The 2,306-nt window shown below is 39.1% G+C and carries 2 protein-coding genes and 1 pseudogene; all 3 read left to right on the top strand.

Going from position 1 to position 2,306, the window contains the following annotated elements; all coding sequences use genetic code 11:
* Positions 1-83: 83 nt before the first annotated feature.
* The 3 genes and pseudogenes from BTR25_RS26475 to tnpC all read left to right on the top strand — a co-directional run bounded on the left by BTR25_RS26475 (position 84) and on the right by tnpC (position 2,299).
* A complete protein-coding gene (locus BTR25_RS26475) occupies positions 84-278 on the top strand; it encodes a hypothetical protein (protein ID WP_075689508.1) in 195 nt (64 codons plus the stop codon).
* On the top strand, positions 275-628 hold the full coding sequence (gene tnpB, locus BTR25_RS26470; RefSeq protein WP_217696991.1) for an IS66 family insertion sequence element accessory protein TnpB: 354 nt from the start codon (positions 275-277) through the stop codon (positions 626-628). Before BTR25_RS26475 ends, tnpB begins: the two co-directional genes overlap by 4 nt.
* A gap of 103 nt (positions 629-731) precedes the next feature.
* Positions 732-2,299: pseudogene (tnpC, locus tag BTR25_RS28805) on the top strand (IS66 family transposase).
* Positions 2,300-2,306: the final 7 nt, after the last annotated feature.

Genomic DNA, 2,306 nt, shown 5'->3' with positions numbered 1-2,306 from the left:
TAAGCCCCCAATCAAAATACGCATATAAACACGTAGCGCCTCCTGGTACGATGAATGTATCAATTTAAGGAGGTGCYTTTCATATGCCAGAACAAAAACTTACAATCGTCCCCGTTACATTACATTCCGAAAATAAAGTTTCATATTCATCCACTTCATCAGCACCCTCTTACAATAACGCTTGCACGATCAAAACGGCAAACATAGAAATCTCCTTCAACAACGGCGTGGATGAGCACATTATTCAAACTGTTATGAGGGAGCTGAAACATCTGTGAAATACGACTATACAAGTGTTAAAAATATTTACATCATTTGTGGAAAAACTGACATGCGTAAAGGCATTGATGGATTAGCCACACTGATTCAAGACTCTTTTGAACTGGACCCATATGGTGATTCCATTTTCTTGTTTTCAGGATGGAGTAAGGACCGGTATAAATGTTTGTATTTCGATGGTGATGGCTTCGCCATGCTTTATAAACGTTTGGATAAAGGCAAACTTCAGTGGCCAAAAGACGAAAATGAGGTGCGAAAACTTTCCCAGCAGGAGGTTAGGTGGTTGCTTGAGGGGTTATCGATTGAGCAACCAAAGGCTATTCAAAAATCACCAAAAGGAGTGTTCTAAATTAATTRAAAAACGTTGATTTGAAGCCATTTCTACCTTCTCTTAGCTCGTTCAAAATGGTATAATAAAACTAATTTATGTGAACGAATAGTRGGTGAATGATGTGGGGAACGCTTCTAAGAATGAAAAACAAAACGAGAAATTAATTCGGCTGCTCGAAGAGCAATTGGCTCATTCGAATCAACAAAACAAGGACTTATCGAAACAGATTGAAGCGTTAACCRATCAAGTGCGCAATTTAACTAAGCTTTTATATGGATCAAAAACCGAAAAATCGAAATACAACGTATCAGACGGGCAAGGTTCATTATTTGATGATGACCCGGTTTTTAGCGAACCTGAGCACACAGAAGAACAAAGCCAACAGACAATCACTTATACTGTTGTACGGAAAGTTAAATCAAAAAAACGAAATGATTCCTTGCATGATGGTATTGATGTAGAAGCTRTTCACCATCATCCTGAAAATACTATCTGTGACTGTTGCCAAGGGCAAATGATTGAAATTGGCAGTACAATTGTGCGTGAGGAAGCAAAATTTATTCCTGCCAAAATGATGAAAATACAGCACATTGAACATGCGTATGAATGTAAAGGTTGCAAAGTTGATTCATCTCAGCCAGCACAAATCAAACGCGGAAAAGCACCACAACCAGCGAYTCAGCGTAGCATCGCAAGTCCTAGCGTACTTGCCAAAGTCATCTATGATAARTTTGCACAATACTTACCTCTTTACCGTCAGGTAAAAGAATGGGATCGCTATGGACTGAATACCAATGATAAAAACCTTTCGAATTGKGTTATCCGTGCAGCACACGATTGGCTACTACCTGTTTACGAACGAATGAAAGATTTGATGATGGCTAAATCGGTTTTGCATGTCGATGAAACATACGGTCAAATTATCAACCGATCCGATGGGAAATCTGGACAAGCCAATGCCTATAATTGGGTGTTTCGAGTGTGCCAAGCCAAGGGCCAACATTGACTCTCTTTCAAAGCGCATTATCTCGAGCTCGATCTGTCCTTGAAAGTTTWATTGAAGGCTTTACTGGAACAATTGTGTGTGATGGTTATTCTGCTTATGGTAAGTTGGAAGGCGTCAATTTCGCAAATTGTTGGGCGCATGTTCGTCGTTATTGGCTGAAAGCTGATAGCAAAAAYGGCAGAATCGGTGTGAAATATTGCGATGATTTATATCGGTTAGAAAGGGAATTTAAACACCTGCCTCCGAGCAAACGAAGAAAAAAGCGTCAAAAGTACTCGAAGCCAATTRTAGATAAATTCCTTGAATGGGTTGAAACGTCACCATTTTACGGGAAGAATGCCCTCGCTAAAGCAGCTGAATACACGTTGAACAGAGCAAATGGACTCAAARCATTTCTAAATGATGGGCGAATTGAAATGGATAATAATCCAGCCGAGAATGCCATCCGCCCCAATGTTATAGGAAGAAAAAATTGGCTATTTAGTGTAAGTGAAGCTGGTGCAAAAGCCAATGCTATCTGTTTAAGTATCGCTGAAACTACCAAAAGTAACGGCATTGATTTCTATGAATATATAAAGAAACTTTTTACGGATCTACCGAATCTTGGTATTCAACAAAACCCTAAAATTTTAGATCAATATATGCCCTGGTCAAAAATGATTCAGGCAGAATGTAGCAAATAACTGAAAA

Origin of the sequence: Bacillus sp. MRMR6, assembly GCF_001940785.1 — a bacterium.
Taxonomy (GTDB): domain Bacteria; phylum Bacillota; class Bacilli; order Bacillales; family Cytobacillaceae; genus Neobacillus.
The sequence above is the reverse complement of the archived record's forward strand: the minus strand, read 5'-3'. Positions and strand labels throughout refer to the sequence as shown.

What these genes read in the sequence shown, in the direction of transcription:
- BTR25_RS26475 (WP_075689508.1), top strand. Translation starts at nt 84, where the DNA reads ATGCCAGAACAAAAACTTACAATCGTCCCCGTTACATTACATTCCGAA.